This window comes from Pseudomonas sp. NFACC51, from assembly GCF_900103575.1.
GTDB lineage: Bacteria > Pseudomonadota > Gammaproteobacteria > Pseudomonadales > Pseudomonadaceae > Aquipseudomonas > Aquipseudomonas fluorescens_Q.
In genome coordinates, this window is sequence record NZ_FMXH01000014.1 from 74,246 (window position 1) to 95,311 (window position 21,066).

The 21,066-nt window shown below is 63.0% G+C and carries 21 protein-coding genes; 9 read left to right on the forward strand and 12 right to left on the reverse strand.

Going from position 1 to position 21,066, the window contains the following annotated elements:
- Nucleotides 1–37: 37 nt before the first annotated feature.
- Nucleotides 38–736: an orotidine-5'-phosphate decarboxylase gene (gene pyrF / locus BLT00_RS23945; protein WP_063324865.1), complete on the reverse strand. Its 699-nt coding sequence runs from the start codon at nucleotides 734–736 to the stop codon at nucleotides 38–40.
- Nucleotides 737–1,026: 290 nt separating this feature from the next.
- Here pyrF and BLT00_RS23950 point away from each other — a divergent pair, with 290 nt between their 5' ends.
- From BLT00_RS23950 to xopAW, 3 genes are all read left to right on the forward strand, one after another.
- Nucleotides 1,027–1,785 (forward strand): response regulator, encoded by a 759-nt coding sequence (locus BLT00_RS23950; protein WP_092147885.1) that lies wholly within the window; start codon nucleotides 1,027–1,029, stop codon nucleotides 1,783–1,785.
- A complete protein-coding gene (locus BLT00_RS23955) occupies nucleotides 1,785–2,828 on the forward strand; it encodes a sensor histidine kinase (RefSeq protein ID WP_092147882.1) in 1,044 nt (347 codons plus the stop codon). Before BLT00_RS23950 ends, BLT00_RS23955 begins: the two co-directional genes overlap by 1 nt.
- 174 nt (nucleotides 2,829–3,002) lie before the next feature.
- A complete protein-coding gene (gene xopAW / locus BLT00_RS23960) occupies nucleotides 3,003–3,731 on the forward strand; it encodes an EF-hand domain-containing protein (RefSeq protein ID WP_092147879.1) in 729 nt (242 codons plus the stop codon).
- A gap of 216 nt (nucleotides 3,732–3,947) precedes the next feature.
- On the opposite strand, the gene BLT00_RS23965 is transcribed toward xopAW, so the two are convergent.
- The 8 genes from BLT00_RS23965 to BLT00_RS24000 form a co-directional block, all read right to left on the reverse strand.
- Nucleotides 3,948–4,985, reverse strand: coding sequence for an AI-2E family transporter (locus BLT00_RS23965; protein WP_092147876.1), 1,038 nt, complete (start codon nucleotides 4,983–4,985; stop codon nucleotides 3,948–3,950).
- Between the two features lie 64 nt (nucleotides 4,986–5,049).
- On the reverse strand, nucleotides 5,050–5,868 hold the full coding sequence (locus tag BLT00_RS23970; protein ID WP_092147873.1) for a DUF4892 domain-containing protein: 819 nt from the start codon (nucleotides 5,866–5,868) through the stop codon (nucleotides 5,050–5,052).
- Nucleotides 5,869–5,997: 129 nt separating this feature from the next.
- Nucleotides 5,998–6,849 (reverse strand): alpha/beta hydrolase, encoded by an 852-nt coding sequence (locus tag BLT00_RS23975; protein ID WP_092147870.1) that lies wholly within the window; start codon nucleotides 6,847–6,849, stop codon nucleotides 5,998–6,000.
- The gene (locus BLT00_RS23980; RefSeq protein WP_092147868.1) at nucleotides 6,846–7,640 is read right to left on the reverse strand and encodes an alpha/beta fold hydrolase; all 795 of its coding nucleotides are present in this window, start codon (nucleotides 7,638–7,640) and stop codon (nucleotides 6,846–6,848) included. Before BLT00_RS23980 ends, BLT00_RS23975 begins: the two co-directional genes overlap by 4 nt.
- A 297-nt stretch (nucleotides 7,641–7,937) precedes the next feature.
- Nucleotides 7,938–8,381 carry a hotdog fold thioesterase gene (locus BLT00_RS23985; RefSeq protein WP_063324859.1) on the reverse strand — a complete coding sequence of 148 codons (444 nt, stop codon included), beginning with the start codon at nucleotides 8,379–8,381 and terminating at the stop codon, nucleotides 7,938–7,940.
- 52 nt (nucleotides 8,382–8,433) lie between these two features.
- On the reverse strand, nucleotides 8,434–8,886 hold the full coding sequence (gene sixA, locus BLT00_RS23990) for a phosphohistidine phosphatase SixA (RefSeq protein ID WP_092147865.1): 453 nt from the start codon (nucleotides 8,884–8,886) through the stop codon (nucleotides 8,434–8,436).
- A complete protein-coding gene (locus BLT00_RS23995) occupies nucleotides 8,883–9,230 on the reverse strand; it encodes a DUF4389 domain-containing protein (RefSeq protein WP_003204392.1) in 348 nt (115 codons plus the stop codon). Before BLT00_RS23995 ends, sixA begins: the two co-directional genes overlap by 4 nt.
- A 30-nt stretch (nucleotides 9,231–9,260) precedes the next feature.
- On the reverse strand, nucleotides 9,261–10,286 hold the full coding sequence (locus BLT00_RS24000) for an NAD(P)H-dependent glycerol-3-phosphate dehydrogenase (protein WP_092147862.1): 1,026 nt from the start codon (nucleotides 10,284–10,286) through the stop codon (nucleotides 9,261–9,263).
- 199 nt (nucleotides 10,287–10,485) lie between these two features.
- Here BLT00_RS24000 and BLT00_RS24005 point away from each other — a divergent pair, with 199 nt between their 5' ends.
- The 5 genes from BLT00_RS24005 to fabB all read left to right on the forward strand — a co-directional run bounded on the left by BLT00_RS24005 (nucleotide 10,486) and on the right by fabB (nucleotide 17,436).
- On the forward strand, nucleotides 10,486–12,609 hold the full coding sequence (locus BLT00_RS24005) for a TonB-dependent receptor plug domain-containing protein (RefSeq protein WP_092147859.1): 2,124 nt from the start codon (nucleotides 10,486–10,488) through the stop codon (nucleotides 12,607–12,609).
- Nucleotides 12,610–13,542 (forward strand): ABC transporter substrate-binding protein, encoded by a 933-nt coding sequence (locus tag BLT00_RS24010; RefSeq protein ID WP_092147856.1) that lies wholly within the window; start codon nucleotides 12,610–12,612, stop codon nucleotides 13,540–13,542. It abuts the gene before it with no gap.
- The gene (locus BLT00_RS24015; RefSeq protein WP_092147853.1) at nucleotides 13,539–15,440 is read left to right on the forward strand and encodes an ATP-binding protein; all 1,902 of its coding nucleotides are present in this window, start codon (nucleotides 13,539–13,541) and stop codon (nucleotides 15,438–15,440) included. The genes BLT00_RS24010 and BLT00_RS24015 overlap by 4 nt, the downstream gene beginning before the upstream one ends.
- A 248-nt stretch (nucleotides 15,441–15,688) precedes the next feature.
- Nucleotides 15,689–16,204 (forward strand): 3-hydroxyacyl-[acyl-carrier-protein] dehydratase FabA, encoded by a 516-nt coding sequence (gene fabA / locus BLT00_RS24020; RefSeq protein ID WP_003204400.1) that lies wholly within the window; start codon nucleotides 15,689–15,691, stop codon nucleotides 16,202–16,204.
- Between the two features lie 11 nt (nucleotides 16,205–16,215).
- Nucleotides 16,216–17,436, forward strand: a complete 1,221-nt coding sequence (gene fabB, locus BLT00_RS24025) for a beta-ketoacyl-ACP synthase I (protein ID WP_092147850.1) — start codon at nucleotides 16,216–16,218, stop codon at nucleotides 17,434–17,436.
- A gap of 97 nt (nucleotides 17,437–17,533) precedes the next feature.
- On the opposite strand, the gene BLT00_RS24030 is transcribed toward fabB, so the two are convergent.
- Together BLT00_RS24030 and BLT00_RS24035 are read right to left on the reverse strand one after the other, a co-directional pair.
- Nucleotides 17,534–17,998, reverse strand: coding sequence for a DUF3859 domain-containing protein (locus BLT00_RS24030; RefSeq protein WP_063324852.1), 465 nt, complete (start codon nucleotides 17,996–17,998; stop codon nucleotides 17,534–17,536).
- A gap of 184 nt (nucleotides 17,999–18,182) precedes the next feature.
- Entirely contained in the window at nucleotides 18,183–19,193 is a 1,011-nt protein-coding gene (locus tag BLT00_RS24035) for an amidohydrolase family protein (RefSeq protein WP_092147847.1), read from the reverse strand.
- Between the two features lie 126 nt (nucleotides 19,194–19,319).
- Between BLT00_RS24035 and BLT00_RS24040 the strand changes: the two genes are divergently transcribed.
- Complete coding sequence (locus tag BLT00_RS24040; RefSeq protein ID WP_092147905.1) at nucleotides 19,320–20,180, forward strand: pirin family protein; 861 nt, start codon at nucleotides 19,320–19,322, stop codon at nucleotides 20,178–20,180.
- Nucleotides 20,181–20,305: 125 nt separating this feature from the next.
- Here the strand turns inward: BLT00_RS24040 and BLT00_RS24045 are convergent, their stop codons facing one another.
- Nucleotides 20,306–21,034 (reverse strand): dienelactone hydrolase family protein, encoded by a 729-nt coding sequence (locus BLT00_RS24045; RefSeq protein WP_092147844.1) that lies wholly within the window; start codon nucleotides 21,032–21,034, stop codon nucleotides 20,306–20,308.
- Nucleotides 21,035–21,066 lie beyond the last annotated feature (32 nt).

The following is a 21,066-nucleotide window of genomic DNA, read 5'->3' on the forward strand; positions in this document are numbered from 1 at the left end:
GGAGCTCGCTCCCACATTAGGGATCTTCGGTGTCAGGTCAGGCCAATTCGGCCACGACCGCCGCCAGCGCCTGAGCCGGGTCGGCGGCCTGGCTGATCGGACGGCCGATTACCAGGTAATCGGAACCGGCGTCCAGCGCCTGGCGCGGAGTCAGGATGCGACGCTGGTCGTCCTGGGCGCTGCCCGCCGGACGAATCCCCGGGGTCACCAATTGCAGCGACGGGTGAGCCGCTTTCAGGGCGCTGGCCTCCAGGGCCGAACAGACCAGACCGTCCAGGCCGGCCTTCTGCGCCAGCGCCGCCAACCGCAGCACCTGCTCCTGAGGCTCGACGTCCAGGCCGATCCCGGCCAGATCCTCGCGCTCCATGCTGGTCAGCACGGTTACGCCGATCAGCAACGGTTTCGGGCCGCTGCGCTGATCCAGCACTTCACGGCAGGCCGCCATCATGCGCAGGCCACCGGAGCAATGCACGTTGACCATCCACACGCCCATCTCCGCAGCTGCCTTGACGGCCATGGCAGTGGTGTTGGGAATATCGTGGAACTTCAGGTCCAGGAACACTTCGAAACCCTTGTCGCGCAGGGTCCCGACAATTTCCGAAGCACAACTGGTGAACAGTTCCTTGCCGACTTTGACCCGGCAAAGCTTGGGGTCCAACTGGTCGGCCAGCTTCAGGGCGGCGTCACGGGAGGGGAAATCCAGGGCGACGATAATGGGCGTCTGGCAGGCGGACATGAGCGGGCTCTCAGGCAAGTCGAAATCGGCGCGCATTGTAGCGGAACGAGCGCCCGTGCGGGACCCGATGATCGGTAAATATCATCGTCCCCCAGCAGCATGGACGATACCGGCCTTTGTGTCGAAGCCGATACATTCATGACATGCGTACAACACGTCGACACGCTACCGTCCGCCGCCGCAACCCGTCCTTTCAGCGCTTCACGCCTCGCGGCACGAAGCCTTATGCTGAGGGCTCAACCTCGCCGCCTTCTTTGCGGTTGGCAGCCTACCTGGCAGATGATGCATCCATGCAGAACACCCCTGTTGCAAATTCTGACGATCAAAAAGTACCCGACGATGACAAGCGCTGGACCACCCGCGCGCTGATCGTCGATGACGACCTGCCGATCCGCGAGCTGCTGATCGATTACCTCGCCCGCTTCAGCATACGAGCCAGCGGCGTGACCGATGGCGCGGCCATGCGCCAGGCAATGCAGGCAGAGCACTTCGACGTGATCGTGCTCGACCTGATGCTACCGGGTGAAGATGGCTTGCAGTTGTGCCGCTGGCTGCGCGCCGAATCGGACATCCCGATCCTGATGCTCACCGCCCGCTGCGAGCCCACCGACCGCATCATCGGCCTGGAGCTGGGCGCCGATGACTACATGGCCAAACCATTCGAACCCAGGGAGCTGGTGGCGCGTATCCAGACCATCCTGCGCCGGGTGCGCGACGACCGCAGCGAACATCGGGCCAATATCCGTTTCGACAACTGGCGGCTCAACAGCGTGCTGCGCCAACTGATCTCCGCCGATGGGCTGGTGGTGCCGCTGTCCAATGCCGAGTTCCGCCTGTTGTGGGTCTTCATCGAACGACCGCGCCGAGTGCTCAGCCGCGAACAACTGCTGGACGCAGCTCGCGGGCGCTCCATCGAGGCCTTCGACCGCAGCATCGACCTGCTTGTATCACGCCTGCGCCAGAAGCTGGGCGACGACCCCAAGGCCCCGCAACTGATCAAGACCGTGCGTGGTGAAGGCTACTTGTTCGACGCGCGGGACATCGGTTGATGCAACTGCGCCTCGACTCCCTGTTCGGCCGCCTGTTTGGCGTGCTGTTGCTGGCGATTGTCCTGGCGCACCTGTTGGCGTTTGCCTGGTTTTCTCAATACGACAGGCCGCCTCCCGGGCCACCGCCGGAACTTTCCCGACAGGCCGAAAGCCCCCCGCGCTTCGGCCCGCCCCCTAACCGCCCTGCGCGCCCCTGGTTCGGCGGCCCGCTGGTGCCGCTGACCTTTCAATTCGTGTGCCTGATCGTCGCGGCCTGGTACGGCGCCAAGCTCCTGACCCGCCCCATCCAGCGCCTGAGCGATGCGGCCGAGCGCCTGAGCGAAAACCTCGACAGCCCGCCGCTGGATGAAAACGGCCCCCGTGAAGCGCGACAGGCAGCCCATACGTTCAACCTGATGCAGCAACGGATTCGCGAGCAGGTGCAGCAGCGTTCGCGCATGCTCGGCGCGGTGTCCCATGACCTGCGCACGCCGCTTTCGCGGCTCAAGCTGCGCCTGGAGCAGATCGATGACATCAAGCTGCAAGGCCAGATGCGCCAGGACCTGGACGACATGATCGGCATGCTCGATGCCACCCTCACCTACTTGCACGAACAGCGCACCAGTGAAGCGTTGCAATGGATGGACGTGCAGGCCTTGGTGGAATCGTTGAGCGAAAACGCCCAGGACCAGGGCGCCGATGTACAGGTCAGCGGGACCTGTGCACCGCTGCAGGTGCAACCGATGGCGCTGCGTTCGTGCCTCAACAACCTCATCGACAATGCCCTGCGCTACGCCGGTCATGCCTTGATTAGCCTGGAAGACCAACATAAGCAGGTGCTGATTCGTGTCATCGACCATGGTCCCGGTATTGCGGCGGACAAACGCGAGGCGGTGTTCGAGCCGTTCTTTCGCCTGGAAGGCTCACGCAACCGCAACTCCGGCGGCGTCGGCCTGGGCATGACCATCGCCCGGGAAGCCACCGAACGCCTGGGCGGGCAATTGACCCTGGAAGAGACGCCAGGGGGCGGTTTGACAGCGGTGATCAGCCTGCCTCGCACCTGAATCCCACCGATGTCCCTCTGTGGGAGCGGGCTTGCTCGCTCCCACACTCGACACTGCGCCGGGACTGAGTTTGTACACCCACCGGTACAAACTCCACACACCCCAGACAACTCCCTCGCAGAGGCTGCATAAGCCGGTGCACCCACCGGCTATCCCAGCCCAAGGAGAGCGCCCATGATCGGTAGCGTCAGCAGTTACTCCACCTATACCAGCACCAGCAGTACCGCAACCAGCAGTGCCCGCAGCCAGCAGTTTCAAAAGGAACTGCTGAGCAAGCTCGACAGTGACGGCGACGGTTCGATCAATCAGCAAGAGTTGAGCACCGCCCTGTCGCAAAAAAGCGACGATGGCATCCTGGTCAGCCTGAGCGACAATTTCGGCGACCTGGACAGTGACGGTAGTGGTGACCTGAGCAGCGAGGAAATGGCCGCAATGGCGCCACCACCTCCGCCGCCACGGAGCCAGGCGCCGAATACCGAACTGGCCGATGCGCTGCTCAGCGTCCTGGACAGCGACGGTGATGGCTCGGTCAGCAGCGATGAGTTGAGCAACGGCCTGGCCAGCACGGACAGCGATGCCGACAGCCAGCAAGTGTTCTCGGCGTTGGACAAGAATGAAGACGGCACTGTCAGCCTCGACGAACTCTCCGCCAGCCTTGCACCACCGCCACCACCGCAACAGGCCTCCGGTGAAGAGCTGTTCAGCCAGCTCGATGCCGATGGCGAAGCCACCGTCACCGCCAGCGAACTGAGCAGCGTCTTGCAGGCCGGTCGCCGCAGCGACAGTTCCACCGAACAGGCCAATGTCAGCGAAGCGTTGAACAGAATGATCGCCAACCTCAGCCGGCAGTACTCGCTGGATAACGTCGCCACTGTAGGGAAACACCTGAACGTGGCGACCTGATTCATCCGTACACACCTGGCCGCTCGGGAGCCAGGTTCGCGGTTGATTGATCGACGATAACCCTGTGGCGAGGGAGCTTGCTCCCGCTGGGCTGCGCAGCAGCCCTTAAAGCCAGACAACGCGGTGTGTCAGGTATATCGAAAAGATTGGTTTGGGGTCGCTGCGCAACCCGGCGGGAGCAAGCTCCCTCGCCACAGGGTCTTGGGCTTGCCGGGGTTACCGCGCCTGGCTTTTGCTCCAGTCCGTCAACAGGCTATACGCCACCGCCAGCAAGGTCGGGCCGATGAACAGGCCGATGAAACCGAAGGCAATCAACCCGCCGAACACCCCCAGCAGCACGATGACCAAGGGCAGGTTTCCGCCACGGCTGATCAGGTAGGGCTTGAGCACGTTGTCCACGCCACTGATGATGAACGTGCCCCAAATGCCCAGGAACACCGCCATCCCGTACTCACCCTTCCACGCCAGCCACGCCGTTGCGGGGATCCACACCAGCGGTGGCCCCATGGGGATCAGGCTCAACAGGAACGTGACGATACCCAGCACCAGCGCCCCCGGGACCCCGGCGATCAGGAAGCCGATCAGCGCCAGTACGGCCTGGGCCGCCGCGGTGCCAATCACGCCGTTGACCACCCGTTGCACCGTACCAGCCACCAGCTCGATGTAGTAACCGGCACGGTCTCCGATCAGACGCTCCAGCAACCCGTGGACGAATACCGCCAGGCGCGGGCCGTCGCGATAGAAAAAGAACACGAACACGATACTCAGGGTCAGCTCGAGTATGCCACCACCAATCTGTGCACTGCGCGCCAGCAGCCAGTTGCCGACCTGCCCCAGGTAAGGCCTGGCGGACACCATCAGCGCGGCCCCCTGCTGGTCGATGCTGTTCCAGATGCCGACCAGCCGTTCGCCCACCAGCGGTACACCGGCCAACCAGGTCGGGGCTTCGGGCAGGCCGTCGACCTGTGCGTCCTTGATGAACACGGTGGCATCACGCACATGGTCGGCCAGGTTGAAACCCAGCCACACCAGCGGCACCGCCACCAACAACATCCAGCCTACTGTCAGCAGCGCCGCCGCCAGGGATTCGCGGCCATTGACCCAGCGGGTCAGCAGGCGCATCAGCGGCCAACTGGCGAACGCCAGCACCGCCCCCCAGAACAGCGCCGACCAGAACGGCGCCATGACCCAGAGGCTTGCGCCGAACAACACCAGGAGCAGGATCTGCACCAACAGCCGATCGTTATTGATCATGTAGGGTCTCGAAAAAATGAACAGGAGCGAGGCAACGGCGTGAAACCCGCGGCCCCGAGACAGCTTAGCGCAGCAACTCCAGGTGCAATCCCGCCGCCTCGCCGCTGGCGGCCTCCATGCGCGCCGCCCGAACGCCCTGGCCCGCCAGAGCCTCGATCCAATCCTCGGCCCGGGGACCGGCGATACTGACCCGCAAGCCCGTGTCCAGGTTCAGCGCCCGGGACAACAGGCGCAACCAGGTGTCGTCTGGCTCACCGGCAAGACGCGGTAAATCCAGGACCCCAGTGTCCTTGAGCTGGCGCAGCAGCGTGGCCGACGTCGGCAGCAGGTCCCCCAGCGGTGCATTCGCCTCGAACTGCTCGACATGCAGGTAGGCCTTGCGATTGCCGCGGGTTATGGCATACAGCGCAATCAGTGTGTTGTCCGCCGGTGGAGCCAGGCGCAGCAGCAGGAAGGCCTGACCGTTGTCGGCGCCATAGAGCTTGGCGTTGCCGAAGACATCGTTGGCCCACAGGCTGCTTTCGCCGCAATCGCGGGCCTGGCACCAGAACAACAGCTCGGCGTCCTGTTTCTGCAACGCTTCGCGCGCGGCAGTAAAGGCCTGGGTGGCGGAATGTTCCGGCGGCAGTTCGTAAGTAACAGACGTGGCGTTCCCCCGGGCATCGACCTGGCCGTCGAAGCGCAACTGGCCGCTGATCTTGCGAATCGAGCCCATGGGATAGACGCGTTCCAGGTCGCTGGTTTGCCGGTAATCGACAATCTGCGCGTCGGGCATGCGCGGCACACGCTCCAGGTCGCGACTGCCTGGCACATCGACGGCGAACGACGCCGGGCTGAAGCAGGCCAGCACCAGCAGGACGAGTGAGTGAACGGATAATTTCATCGGGTCGGCTTGGCCTGGGACGCTTGGACGCAACGGGCGTCGTCGATGCACCGCGAGGCTGATAAACAGAGGTCTGTCATGGTTGTCTCCCTTTCAACCCGCCCAGCCTCGACAGTTGCCCGCCGCAAGTCAAGGAACGGTGAAGAACCGATTGAAACAGTCTGCTACAAGCGTGGCACCGACCTCGTCGTTCAGGTGTAGATGATGGCCGCCGGGCAACTGCTCATGACTGAAGGGTAGACGCTCCAGCAACTCCGGGTGCTGGGCCAGCATGCCGTCGGCGGCCACCACCAGATGCGCCGGACAAGCGACCCGCGCCACGAACGCCATGGCCTGTTCATCGGTCAGGCGCAAAGGCGATGGCAAGGTCAGGCGATTGTCGGTGCGCCAGGTATAGCCCCCGGGCACTGGCATCAGGCCGCGCTGGGCCAGCAATTCGGCGGCCTCGCGACTCACCGCCACCAGCCCCTTCATCCGTGCTTCGATGGCACGCTCGAGGGTTTTGTAGACCGGCTTGCGTTTCTGCTGCAGGTCCAACTGGGCTTGCAGGGCCATGCCCATGCGCTCGGCCGCGTTATCGCCTTTGGCTGTCGGAGGAATGACCCCGTCGATCAACCCCAGGTGCGTCACCCGCTCCGGCAGGGAGCCGGCCAGTACCAGCGAGACAATGGCCCCCATGGAGTGCCCCAGCAGGGCGAAACGCTTCAAGCCCAGTTGCTCGGCGACTTGCAGCACATCGTGGGTGTAGTCCCAGAGGGCATAACCGGCACCGAGTGGCCGATGCCCGGAGTGACCGTGGCCGGCCATGTCCAGGGCAATCACCCGCAGGCCCTCGAGCCTGGGCGCCAGGCGGGCGAAACTGTTGGCGTTGTCCAGCCAGCCGTGCAGGGCAATTACCGGCAGCCCGTCTTCCGGCCCGAACAGGTGGGCCGCCAATTCGATGTGCGGCAGGCTCAGGCGGACTTCCTCGACCACACTCATGCGCTGCGCCCTTCCCAACGCTGGAACAGGTTCTTGAGCAGGTTGGCCGTGTCCTGCGGACGTTCGAGGGGGAACATATGGCCGCCGGGCATGCTCAAGGATTCGCCATGGAGCATACGTCCCACCGAACGGGTGTGATGACGCATCACCACGCGACTCTGCCGCCCGCGCACCACGGCCAGCGGCACCTTGAGCTTACGGGGCCGCCCGGGGCTGGTGTGCGGCACGCCGCGGTAAATGCTGATTTCGGTGGCCGGGTCGAAGCGCAGCCGCAACCGGTCGCCGACTTGTTGCAGACCGTGTTGCAGGTAGGCGTCGAAGCAATCCGGATCAAAGCTGCGGAACAGGGTCTTGCCGGCAAAATACTGCCGGGCCGACGCCAGGTCGGCGAACTCCTCACGCCGACCCAGGGTCCGGCCCGCTGGCGTCAGGCGGTCAATGAAGCCCAGGCGCTTGGCGGCCAGGATCACCCACTGGTCGGTACGGGTCAGCAGCGGCGAATCGAGCATGACCACGCCACGATACAGCTCGGGGCAGCGCAACGCCGCGTGCAGGTGCAGCACGCCGCCCAGGGAGTGACCGACGCCCCACACCGGCGCCGCTTGCTGCTCCAGGTGATGGATCAGTTCGTCCACCAGGTTGTGCCAATTATCGTCCACCGGAAAACGCGGGTCATGGCCGTGCAACTCCAGATGCGCGACCTGGTACTGCGGCGCCAGCGCGGCGAACAGCTTGCCGTAGGTGGCCGAGGGAAAACCGTTGGCGTGGGCGAAAAAAATCTGTTGCGACATGACAGCCGATCCATTGGGGGAACTGGGGCAGATTGTCCGCAGAACCCGATGGCACGGCAATGACCGTAACTGACAGGAATGATGACAGTCGGGCTTGGGCTATGGGGTTGTATGAGCGATGAAACCCTGTGGCGGGGGAGCTTGCTCCCGCTGGCCTGCGAAGCAGGCCCAAAACCAGGCGACGCGGTGTGCCAGGCTAACCGCGTCGATGGGTTTAGGGGGCCGCCTCGCAGCCCAGCGGGAGCAAGCTCCCTCGCCACAAGAGCGGTCCATCAGTCACAAACCTGTATTCATGTTTCAACGCGCCGGCGGTTGCTCGCCCAGCGGCACCACGGCCATGGTCAGGCGCGACACGCAGTTGACTTTGCCCTCGTCATTGACCAGGCGGATGTCCCAGACCTGGGTAGTGCGGCCCAGGTGGACCATCCGGGCCGTGGCGGTCACCCGTCCGCTGCGCACACCGCGCAGATGGTTGGCGTTGATCTCCAGGCCCACGCAATAGAACTTGCTGGCATCGACACAGAGATAGGCCGCCATGGACCCGACCGTTTCGGCCAACACCACCGAAGCACCGCCATGCAGCAGGCCGAACGGCTGGTGGGTGCGATGATCGACCACCATGCTGGCGGTCAGGGATTCGTCGTCGAAAGACTCGAAACGAATGTCCAGCATTTCGCTGATGGTATTTTTACCGGCGGCGTTCAATTGCTCGATGTTGGGGGTGGTGCGCCACAGACTCATCGTTGTCGTTCCTTTATGGTTTTACTGTGCTCAACCCTTGCTGCCAACCTGCCTATGGGTGCCGGATGCCCTTGAGCGTCATCGCTCCGGCCAGGGGCAGGTCACCTTCCAGTTCAGCCAGGCCAGCCGTTTGCACTTGCTCGGGTTTTTGCAGATGGCCGTGCTGCAACAAGCCCAGCAGGCTGCCCACCAATGGGTTATGACTGACCAGCAGTACATCGTCCTGGTCCTCCAGATGCCTTAGCACCTCCGTCGGCCGGGTCTCCGGCGTGAGCCAATCGACGGTGATCAGTTCAGGTTCGAACCCCAGTGCTTCGCGCACCAGTTGTGCGGTCTGCTGGGCCCGCACATAAGGGCTGGCGTAGATGGCCCGCAACGGCTCGCCCATCAACCGACCGGCGCTGAGCAACACCTCCTCGCGGCCGTGCACCGTCAAGACCCGTTCCGGATCGGGACGGACACCATGGGGCTCAGCCTCACCATGACGCAATACCCACAGTTTCATAGCTTCGGCTCCTCGTCCCGGGCGGGATGCGGCGCCGGCGCCACGGTGTGAGGCGCTTCACCTTCAGGCGTGCGCGGGGTCGGCCAGTCCGCGAACGGCCAGGGTTTCTGATCGCTGTGAAAGGTGCCGAAACGACCTATCTGGGCCAGGAACTGGCTCAGGCTGTCGCCGAAATTCATCAGACTGGCGCTGGGTGCGCCGTAGATCAGCCGATAGATCAATTGCACCAGCACCACGGCGCCGAGGATGAATTGCGCCACCTGCCAGACCAGCAGGTAAATCACCATCCACAGCACTCGCAGCAGGATGGATTCGTATTGGGGTTGCCCTTGCGGATCGTTCATGGCTCGCTCCTGCTTGCGGTCAATAAAGGTTCAGTTGAAACCGCTGGTGGAAATGAAATCGACGTCGGTCTTCGGTTCGCCACGCATCAACAGCTCGATCACCTGCTCAAGCGTGCGCCCCTCGAACAGAATCGCATGCAGCCCGGCGACCAGCGGCATATACACCCCCGCCTCCTGGGACTTGGCCTTGAGCACCTTGAGGGTATTGACCCCTTCGGCCACTTCACCCAGGCGCGACACGGCCTCATCGAGGCTCAAGCCTTGGCCGAGGGCAAAACCGACCTGGTAGTTGCGACTCTTGGGCGATGAACAGGTGACGATCAGGTCGCCCACGCCGGCCAACCCCAGGAAGGTCATAGGATTGGCGCCCTGGCTGACGGCAAAGCGGGTCATTTCCGCCAGCGCACGGGTGATCAGCATGCTCTTGGTGTTCTCGCCCATGCCCAGCGCCACCGCCATGCCGGCGATGATGGCATAGACATTCTTCAACGCCCCGCCCAGCTCCACACCGAAACGGTCGGCACTGGCGTAGACCCGAAAGGTGCGGCCATGCAAGGCCGCCTGGACCCGTTGGCACAGCTCCTCATCCTCACTGGCGACCACCGTGGCAGTCAGCGCATGCTCGGCGATTTCCCGCGCCAGATTCGGCCCGGAGATCACACCGATCCGAGCCTTGGGCGCGATTTCTTCGAGAATCTCGCTCATCAGCTTGAAGGTCTTGGCTTCGATGCCCTTGGTCAGGCTCACCAACAGCTTGCCGCTCAAGCGTTCTGCGTAGGGCGCCAGCACCGAACGCAAGGCGCTGGACGGCAAGGCGACGAAGAACAGGTCGCTGCCCTCCAGGGTTGCCTGCAAGTCAGTCACCGGTTCCACTTCCGGACGGATCTTGATGCCCTTGAGGTAACGCGGGTTCTCACGATTGATCCGGATGGCCTCGGCCTGTTCCGGGTCACGCATCCACTGGCGCACCGGGTGACCATTCTCGGCCAGCAGGTTAGCCACGGCGGTGCCGAAACTCCCGCCTCCCAGGACCGCAATCGGGCACTGTTCAGTCATATGCAATCCGTTCATCCATACCAAGTGGCAATGCGGGGCATTATACGGAGCGGCCAGAGCGCGACCAGCCCCGGCAACAATTACCATCCGCTGTAGGAAGCTGACCATCAATTCCTAGGAAAATGCTGTCAACGCGAATGGAAAAGTCGTTCAGCTCGGTTAACATGCCCGCCATCCATCCCATCTCAAAGGCTGTGCCGTGTCCGTTGGCCCTTCCCGTCCTGGCTCGTCCCTGCTATTGGCACTGATCATCAGCCCGCCAGTGCTGGGCGACGACCTGTTCGTGGACAGCCAGCCCATGCCCCAGGTGCTGACGGCCACGCGCCTCAAGCAATCACCAGCGGCAGTGCCAGGCAGCATGACCGTACTCGACAGCGAGTTGATCAAGGCCAGCGGCGCCCGCGACATCAGCGAACTGCTGCGCCTGGTGCCGGGCATGATGGTCGGCAACATCAGCGGCAACCAGGCTGCCGTGAACTACCATGGCACCAACGCCAGCGAAGCCCGCCGCATGCAAGTACTGATCGACGGCCGCTCGGTGTACCGCGCCGGCCTGGCCACGGTGGACTGGAGCGATATTCCGGTGGCCATGGAAGACATCGAGCGGATCGAAGTCTTCCGCGGCCCCAACACCGTCAGCTACGGCGCCAATGCGCTGATGGCAGTGGTCAACATCATCACCCGCGCGCCGGCCGACAGCCACGGCACCCGGCTGAAAATCACCCGTGGCCAGCGCGGCATCAGCGATTGGTACGCCAGCCAGGGCAGCGGTTGGGACGGCGGCGACCTGCGGTTGTCGTTGTCCGGCCAGGAGGACGATGGCTTTGACAGCGACCGCAACGGTGCCGATTACCGCGACAGCCGCCGCCTGAACCGCTTCAACCTGTCCGTCAGCCAGACGTTGAACGAGCAGCAAAGTATCGACTGGCAATTGAACGCCAAGGACGGGACCAATCAGCGGCCCTACACCTACCACCCGGTGTTCGCCGGGATTACCGCCGCTGGGGATAACTCCGACGTGATCGCCAAGGACTACGCCGGCTCACTGCGCTGGAACCTGGACCTGGACGCCGACCACAGTCTTTATGTACAGGGCTCGATCCAGCATTGGGATCGCCAGCAGACCTGGCGCGCCTGCGACGCCGAGGTGTCCTTCAGCCCGCAATTGACCGACCTGTGGCAGCTCAATCCCTACTATGCCGAGAAGCTGGCGCGCAATATCCCCAGCTACATCAGCGGCGGCGCGCCAGCCGGCACACCACAGGAACAGGCGTTGGCCAATCAGGTGCTCGACCAGTGGCGCAACGGCGCCTCGCAAACCCTGTGCGGCGATATCGACCAGAGCACCCGGGAATCGCGCTACGACCTGGAGATCCAGGACACGCTGAGCCTGTCCGACAGCCTGCGGCTGGTCACCGGCGCCAACTATCGCTATGACCGGGCCGATTCGCAGACATACTTCAACGGCACCCTGGACGACACCACTTGGCGCCTGTTCGGCCAGCTCGAATGGCGGGCCACCGAGCATTGGTTGTTGCAAGGCGGCGCGATGTTCGAGGACACCCGCCTGACCGGCAGTTCGCTGACCCCACGGGTCGCGGTCAACTACCTGATCACCCCGCGCCACGGCCTGCGCGCGGTGTACTCCGAAGCGGTACGCTCCCCGGACATGTTCGAGAACAACGTCAACTGGAGCTATCAGGTCACCAACCTGCAACCCGCCGCCTTCGGCCAGAACAGTGCCCGTTATTTCGTCCAGACCCGCGGCCCGGGTAACTTGGAACAAGAGCACATGCGCTCCCGGGAATTGGGCTACAACGGTTATTTCGTGGACCTGGCGCTGGCGGTGGACGTAAAACTGTTCCATGACGAAATCACCGGCATGATCAGCGAACCGTTGCGCAACAATCAGTACATCGCCAGCAACAGCAACGAATCGCAATTCTCCGGGGCCGAAACCCAGGTCGACTGGCGCGTGACCAGCGCCGACCGCCTGCGCCTGACCTATGCCTATATCGACGCCCAGGCCAGTACCCCCCTCGACGAACAACTGACCGCCCGCAACAGCGGTTCGGCCGGCTGGCTACGGGACTGGGGCCAAGGCTGGAACAGTGCGCTGTTCTATTACGCCGCCGACGCCCTCAATGGCTATCGCTACGAACGGGTAGACACCCGCCTCGCCCGGCGCATTTCCCTGGGCAAGGCCAGCCTGGAACTGGCGGGAGTCCTGCAACAGCGCCTGGACAACCAGCCCACCACGTTTACCGACAATCGCTACGACTCCCGCCATGTCGTGTACTTCAGCGCGGAGTTGTCTTTCTAGATGTCCCGACGCCCACCCCGCAAGACGCCATTTCATGGCCGCCTGACGCTAGTCCTATGCCTGGTGTTTGCCGGTTGGCTGGCGACCATCGAAGCCCGGGGCGCGGAAATCCTGCTGACCGGCACCGAGGACAGCCCCGGCGTGCAATCTTTTACCCAGGCCCTGAAAACCCTGCGCCCTGAAGACAGCGTGCGGTTTACGCCGCTGGCCGACCTGCCAGCGCCAGACAAGCTGCCGGGCAATGTCCGCCTGATCCTGCTTGACCTGCCCAGCCTCGACTGGCGCCTGCAGGACGCCCGAGGCCCGGCCACCCTGGTGCTGCGCATCAGCCGCCAGCAAGCCCGCGATCGCCTGGGCGAAGCAACGCCTGCGCACCTGAGCCTGCTGTGGAGCGATCCACCGATGGCGCGGCAATTGCGGCTGATCCGCGCCATCCTGCCGCAGGTGCGACGGGTCGGCGTGCTCTTCGACACCCACAGCGAATTCCTGCTCAAGGACATTCAACAGGCCGCGGCACCGCTGGGCCTGACCATCGTCAGCGAACGCTGGGACGACACCAACGACAGCCGTCCCCTGCAAAACCTGCTGGGCCAGAGCGACGTGCTTCTGGGTCTCGATGACCCCGACTTGTACAACCCCAAGACAGTGAAGAACCTGTTGCTCAGCAGCTACGCCCGGCAACGCGCCCTGATCGGGCCCAGCGCCGCATTCGTCAAGGCCGGCAGCCTGGCCAGCACCTATAGCGACCAACAAGACTGGCTGGCGATTCTCGACGAGTTGCTCGACCGCCCTGCCACCACTTGGCCGCGCACCCTGTATCCGGACCGTTTCAAGGTCCTGGGCAACCGGCAGGTCTCCCGCTCGCTGGGGATCGAACCGATTGATGCCGAATCCGTCGCGGCAACGTTGGCCGAAGGAGAACACCGCCCATGACCTTGCGTCGCCGTTGGGACATCAACACCCGAACCCAGCTCATCGCCCTCGGCCCGGCGTTGCTGCTGACTGTGCTGCTGATCAGTTTCTTTACCTTCGTGCGGATCCAGGACTTGCGCCAGGAACTCAATCACACCGGGCAACTGATCGCCAACCAACTGGCCCCCGCCACGGAATACGGGGTGATTTCCGGCAACAAAGAAGTGTTGGAAAGCCTGCTCACCGCCACCCTGGCGACCCCACACGTGCGCTTCCTGGAGGTCCAGGACAGCACCGACAAGGTCCTGGTGTACGTCGAACAACCCGAGCAGACCCGCAGCCATGCCCAGCAGGTCGAAGTCTTCCAGGCCCCGGTGCGCTTGCAGCGCATCGCCCTGAACAATGATTTCCTGCAGGGCAACAGCCCATCCGTGGAGGCCTCCGGCGAAGATTACCTGGGCCGCGTGATCGTCGGCATGTCCAGTGACGCCTTCAGTCAGCGGCAACAGGAGATTCTGTTCAAGGCCGCGATCCTGGCGCTGTTCGCCCTGCTGTTCACCTTCCTGGTGGCGCGCCGGCTGGCGACCAACCTGTCCCGGCCGATCCGCGACATCGGCAACGCGGTCAAGGCCATCCAGCAAGGCGACTACAGCACCCCGCTACCCATCGTCGATGACGCCGAACTGGGGGCCTTGTCGCGGCACATCAACAACCTGGCCGAGGGTTTGGGGCAAGCCAGCCGCGAACAGCACCAGGCCATGGCGCAGTTGATCAAGACCCGCGAAGAAGCGGAAAAAGCCAACAGCGCCAAGTCCGAATTCCTGGCGATGATGAGCCATGAACTGCGCACGCCCATGAACGGCGTACTGGGCATGCTGCAGTTGTTGGAAACCACCCGCCTGACCGACGAGCAGCACGAGTACACGGCGCTGGCCTCGGAATCCACCGAACACCTGTTGAAGGTGATCAACGACATTCTCGATTTCTCGCGCATCGAACGCTCGGCCCTGGAGCTGGAGCACATCCCGTTCAACCTGGCAGAACTGGTGGGCAGTTGCGCGCAATCGTTCCAGCACAGCGCCGCGCAACGCAAGCTGGGCCTGGACCTGCTGGTCCCGGACGACATGCAGGCCTTGCAGGTCCAGGGCGATCCGACGCGGATACGGCAGATCCTGGTCAACCTGATCGGCAATGCACTGAAATTCACCGAGCAAGGCCGTGTCACCGTGCAATGCCAGTGGCAGGCCCTGGACCACGAACTGCTGTGGTTCACCTGCGCGGTGCGCGACAGTGGCATCGGAATCCCGGCCGAGAGCCTGGAGCGCATGTTCGATGCCTTCCAGCAGGCCGACAATTCGATCTCCCGGCGCTACGGCGGTACCGGCCTGGGTCTGCCGATCGCCCGTACCCTGGCCGAACGCATGGGCGGGACGCTGCGAGCCCAGAGCGAAGAAGGCCAGGGCTCGGTGTTCACCCTCGAAATCCCGCTGGCCCTGTCGCGCCAGACGCCACCGACCCTGGCGCCGCGCCTGCCCAACGGCAGCGGCGATGGTGAAGGCCGCAACGTATTGCTGGTGGAAGACAATCCGGTCAACCAGACAGTGGTCGAAGCCATGCTGCGCAGCCTGGGCTTCACCGTCAGCATCGCCACCGATGGCGCCCAGGCTGTACGCAGCGCCGAAAGCCTGATTTTCGAAGCGATCCTCATGGATTGCCGATTGCCCATCATCGATGGCTACGAAGCCACGCGGCAGATCCGTCAGTTGCCGGGCTGCGGCGAGGTGCCGATCATCGCCCTGACGGCCAACGCCTTGCAGGGTGACCGCGAAGCCTGCCTCGCGGCGGGCATGAATGATTACCTGGCCAAGCCGTTCAAAAGGAACGACCTGCAACAGATTCTGCAGCGCTGGGTGAATTAGAACAGGTCACCGGACCATCTGTGACTGGCGTGAAAGGCGAAAGTGCGGCAGTCTTAGGCACCCGAACAAGCCTCGATTGGGGCTTGAATAAAAATTTCAGTGCACAGGTGTACATTCATTTCCCGTGTGCTGTGACTTTCACTACAACGCAATAGTCTATGAGTAGGCTGTCGATTCGAGGCATGAACGCTTCGGTCGGCCGGGAAGATTTGCCCCACCCTGCCGCATGGGACTATTGAGGAGCTCGCATGACCAAACAAAACGCCTTTACCCGGGAAGATCTGCTGCGCTGCAGTCGCGGTGAGCTGTTCGGCCCAGGTAACGCGCAACTGCCCGCCCCGAACATGCTGATGGTGGATCGCATCACCCATATCAGCGAAGAGGGTGGCAAGTACGGCAAAGGTGAATTGGTCGCCGAGCTGGATATCACTCCGGACCTGTGGTTCTTCGCCTGCCATTTCGAAGGTGATCCGGTCATGCCGGGCTGCCTGGGCCTGGACGCCATGTGGCAACTGGTCGGTTTCTTCCTCGGCTGGCAAGGCCTGCCGGGTCGCGGTCGCGCCCTGGGTTCGGGCGAAGTGAAGTTCTTTGGTCAGGTCCTGCCGACCGCCAAGAAAATTACCTATAACATTCATATCAAACGCGTCCTCAAGGGCAAGCTGAACATGGCCATTGCCGATGGTTCGGTTGCCGTGGATGGTCGCGAGATCTACACCGCCGAAGGCCTCCGGGTCGGCGTTTTCACCTCCACTGACAACTTCTAAGGGTTATCCGCATGCGCCGCGTCGTTATCACTGGTCTGGGCATCGTTTCGTGCCTGGGCAATGACAAAGAGACCGTCTCCGCTAACCTGCGTGCAAGTCGCCCTGGCATCCGGTTCAACCCGGAATATGCCGAAATGGGTCTGCGTAGCCAGGTTTCCGGCTCCATTGACCTTCCCCTCGAAGAGCTGATCGATCGCAAGATCTACCGTTTCGTCGGCCACGCGGCGGCTTACGCCTACCTGGCCATGAAGGACGCCATCGCTGACTCCGGCCTGACCGAAGAGCAAGTGTCCAACGTACGTACCGGCCTGATCGCCGGTTCCGGCGGCGCCTCGACCTTGAACCAGATGGAAGCGCTGGACATCCTGCGCGAAAAAGGCGTCAAGCGCGTTGGCCCGTACCGCGTCACGCGGACCATGGGCAGCACCGTTTCGGCCTGCCTGGCTACCCCCTTCAAGATCAAGGGCATCAACTACTCGATCTCCTCCGCCTGCGCCACCAGTGCCCACTGCATCGGGAACGCGGTCGAGCAGATCCAGTTGGGCAAGCAGGACATCGTGTTCGCCGGTGGCGGTGAAGAAGAACATTGGAGCCAATCCTTCCTGTTCGACGCCATGGGCGCGTTGTCCAGCAAGCGCAACGACACGCCGGAAAAAGCTTCCCGTGCCTACGACGCCGACCGTGACGGCTTCGTCATCGCCGGCGGTGGCGGCATGGTCGTGGTCGAGGAACTGGAACACGCCCTGGCCCGCGGTGCGAAAATCTACGCCGAAATCGTTGGCTACGGCGCCACATCCGACGGTTACGACATGGTCGCACCAAGCGGTGAAGGCGCCGTGCGCTGCATGCAGATGGCCATGGCCAATGTCGATGCCCCGATCGACTACCTGAACACCCACGGCACCTCGACCCCAGTGGGCGACGTGATGGAAATGAAGGGCGTACGGGAAGTGTTCGGCGACAAGGCGCCAGCCATCAGCTCCACCAAGAGCCTGTCGGGTCACTCCCTGGGCGCCGCCGGTGTTCACGAAGCGATCTATTGCATCCTGATGATGGAAGGCAACTTCATGGCCGGTTCCGCCAACATCGACGAGCTGGACCCAGAAGTGGCCGATCTGCCAATCCTGACCAAGACTCGCGAAAACGCCACCATCAATACCGTGATGAGCAACAGCTTCGGCTTCGGCGGCACCAACGCCACCCTGGTACTGAAGCGCTGGCAGGGCAAGTAAGCCCCGCCGACAGCCGCACACAAAAAGCCCCGACTGGTTCGGGGCTTTTTTTTGCGCCTGCTCAATTACACCACATGGGGTCTGTGGTGAATGGAATTCAGCGCACCACAAACCGCTGCTGCGTCAGCAGCCGATCGCCCTGGAACACCATGAACCGCCACTCTCCCGGCACCACTTCGTGGCTTTCGGTGAATTCGTAGGCCATGACATCCTGAGGCGCGCCGGGCACCAGTTTCTGGATGACCTCGAACTTGTCGTGGCGCACGCCATCGGGGGTACGGATACCGGGAGTGAAGTACAACAGGGTCAACGGCTGGTCATCCGCGACCTTGCCGGCCAACTGGTAGCGCATGCCGAACTTGGTGCCCAGCTTCGCCGGCACGCTCTCGGTCTGGCGGATCTGCTCATTGCTGCGTCGCAGGACCCGCTCTCCCGATTGCAGCTCGGCTTGCGGCCCTTCGAAAACACCGTACTCCACCGGGCCTTCGACACGGACTTCGGCCTGTGCCAGGCCGCAGGTCAACCACAGCGCGACCAGTGCGCTTGAACGGGTGAGGTGCATAGTGCGCTCCTTGATTGAGATGAGCGCGAGGGTATGACACGGGAGTGACAGGCTGATGACAAACCCTGCCCACCGATAATCCCGTGGCGAGGGAGCTTGCTCCCGCTCGACTGCGCAGCAGTCGCCAGATTTGGGGCTACTGCGTAGCCCAGCGGGAGCAAGCTCCCTCGCCACAAAAGCGGACTTAGCGGGCCACTGAGCGCGGCAATACCGAAAGAAAGTTATCCCGCGCCACCTTCCGCGCCACGTCTTCGGGCAAGGCATCGAGGAACGGATCGAAACCGCGCAACTCCTTGCCAAGCGTGTTGAAACGTCCTACCACGTCCGACCCCACCATGAAGCGCTCCGGAAAGCGCTCTACCAGGCGTACCCACTCCTGCCGAGGCTCACCCGCCTCGTCCAGCAAGTACGGCGTGAGCACGCTCCAGGACAGGTCTATGTACAGATTTGGATAGGCCTCGAGCATGCGGGTCAGGGTCGGCAACAGAAAATCCAAGCGGGTCTGGTGGCGATGGATTTCCATGCTGGTACCGGCGTGGGCCCAGATGAAGCGCGTGTGCGGATGATTGCGCAACGGCTCCTCGATTTCCGCCAGGTACAGCGGATTTTTCTCACGCTTGGAAGTGATGTTGGAATGCAACATCACCGGCAGGTCGTTCTCGGCCGCCAAGTGATAGATCCGCGTCATGGCTTCGTTGTTGGCCCGCGGGGTGTCGCCCGAGGTCAGCGCAGTCAGGTCGTCATGGCGGGTGAACACCTCACCGATGCCTTGCCACAGCCCCGGGTACAGGTCGAGCATGCGCTGGATATGCGCGGCGGAGTTCTTGTCGTTGGGATTGAAGCCCGACAGGAATGGATGAAAGTGCCGGCGCTGCTCGTCGGTCAGCTTGCTCACCGCCGCGGCGACAATCACGTCGGTGGCGCTGTACCAATAGGCATCCGCATCGTCACCGGCGTAATAACGAGGACGCTTGGGCTCGTCTTCGTGCCATTTCTTGGCCACTGGCACACCGGAAATCATCACATGCTCGATGCGATTGTCCGCCATCGCCTGGAGCAACTTGGGCATGCCGGCGGTTTCCTGGAAAAAATCGACGTAATGCAGGTGCGCATCGCTGTAGGCATATTCGCGAGCCGCGGCACCGCTACTCGAAACAACCAGCAGCCAGGCAAAGATCAAACGGGTCAAAAGCACAGGCAGTCTCCAGAAGCCATGAGCAACATAGACCCCCACCGTCCCGCTGGGGTTCAAGGCGTATCTGCCGCGCCTGCCGACGACGGGTTATGCTTCATGCAACCGTTGTTCAACCTGGAAAACAACATGACCACTCCCCTGACCGTTCGCCCCCGCGCCGAAGATGTCGAAGGCCAGCCGATTCTTCGCCCGCTGCCGTCCGCCAAATGCCGCAGCGTCGGGCCTTTCGTGTTCTTCGATCACATGCTGCAAACCACCTACCCGGCGGGCAAAGGCATGAACATCCGCCAACATCCGCATATCGGCCTGTCCACCCTCACCTACCTGTTCGAAGGAAAACTCCAGCACAAGGACAGCCTGGGTTCCGACCAGGTGGTGGACGCCGGGGATGTCAGTTGGATGACCGCAGGCAGCGCCATCGCCCATGTCGAGCGCACCCCCGAGTCATTGCTGGGCAACGCGTTCGTCATGCACGGCTTGCAAGTCTGGCTGGCCTCGCCCAAGGCCCACGAACAAGGCCCCGGGCACTACAGCCATCACCCGGCACACAGCCTGCCCGTCAGCGAGAACCTGGGGGTCAGCATCCGGATGATCGCCGGGTCGGGCTTTTGCCTGGAATCACCGGTGCCGGTGCTGTCGCCGACGCTTTACGCCGAACTGAACCTGCTGACCGCGACGACCTTGCTGATTCCCACCGAGCATGCAGAGCGGGCGCTGTATGTCTTGAACGGCGAGGCGTCGCTGGACGGTGAGCCGGTGGAACCCCACTCGTTGGTGATACTGCCAAGCGGGGAAGAAATGACGCTGTTTGCAGAGAGCGACTGCCATGCCGTGCTGTTCGGCGGCGCACCGCTGGACGGGCCGCGACGGATCAACTGGAATTTCGTCTCCAGCGACCCGGCACGGATCGACGATGCCCGTCGACGCTGGGCAGCCGGAGACTGGCCGACCGTGCCAGGGGAAAGTGAGCGGATCGAGTTGCCCTAGACTCACAACATCCCGTGGCGAGGGAGCTTGCTCCCGCTCGGTTGCGCAGCAACCGCAGAAAAAACGGGGCCGCTACGCAGCCCAGCGGGAGCAAGCTCCCTCGCCACGGGGTTTGCTTGAAGCACTCAGCCCTTGAACACTTCATCCAACAGGTTATGCATCGACCGGAACGCCCGCCCGGCGACCTTGGCGTTGTACATCATCTTGCCCGGCACATTGGCCTGCGGGTCGGTGAACGAGTGCACCGCACCGCCGTAGCTCAGCAATTGCCAATCCACCCCAGCCGCGTTCATTTCATCTTCGAAAGCCGGGAGCTGCTCTTTGGGCACCAGCGGGTCCGAGGCGCCGTGCATCACCAACACCGCCCCCTTGATGTTCTGCGCATCCGCCGGGTTCGGTGTATCCAGGGTGCCGTGGAAGGAAATGGCGGCCTTCAGCGGCGCACCGCTACGGGCCAGTTCCAGGGCGCAGCAACCCCCGAAGCAGAAGCCGAACGTGGCCAGCCTGGAAGTATCGACCTGCGCTTCGTCCTGGCTCTGCAGTTGCTCGAGCGCCGCCTGCATGCGCTTGCGCAACAACGCCCGGTCGTTCTTGAGGGGCATCATCGCCGCTCCCGCCTCATCGGCATTGCTCGGGCGGACCGTCTGCCCGTACAGGTCAGCGATCAACACCACATAACCGTTGGCCGCCACCGATCTGGCGATGTCCTCGGCCCCCGCCCCTACGCCCATCCAATTCGGCGCCATCAGCAACCCCGGGCGCGAGCCCTGCTGGCTAATGTCGAAGGCCAGGCGGCCTTCATAGGTTTGACCTTCAATCTGATAGACCAGCGAACGAACCGTAACCTGACTCATGACGGACTCCTCTTCAATCGGAACACCAGAAA